This window comes from Shewanella sp. S1-49-MNA-CIBAN-0167, from assembly GCF_040310145.1.
GTDB lineage: Bacteria > Pseudomonadota > Gammaproteobacteria > Enterobacterales > Shewanellaceae > Shewanella > Shewanella psychromarinicola.
The window spans coordinates 1-283 of sequence record NZ_JBEOPO010000205.1 but is presented as its reverse complement, the minus strand read 5'-3'; the positions used below and the strand labels follow the sequence as shown (position 1 = coordinate 283).

The window sequence follows — 283 nt, the reverse complement described above, 5'->3', positions numbered from 1 at the left end:
AAATATGCGTGCATGATCATTCAAGGGAAGCGGCGATTGAGAAGATGCAAGCGGCATTATCAGAAGCGCAAATTACAGGCATTGATACCAATATCAGCCTTCACGAGCGACTGTTTAAAGATGAAGCATTTTGTCAGGGTCAAGTAAGTATTCATTATCTAACCGAATGGATAAAAAAGAATATCTAAGTTAAGTCTTAATATCTAAAAATAAATCTGAAGCCGACATGAAAGACAAAGATAACGGAGCGTATGGTAATGGAATTACAATGGCAGCTATGCAG

General features: G+C 37.8%; 1 pseudogene. It reads left to right on the top strand.

Going from position 1 to position 283, the window contains the following annotated elements:
- Positions 1 to 188 (top strand): annotated as a pseudogene (locus AAEZ00_RS21030) (hypothetical protein); the annotation flags it as partial.
- Positions 189 to 283: the final 95 nt, after the last annotated feature.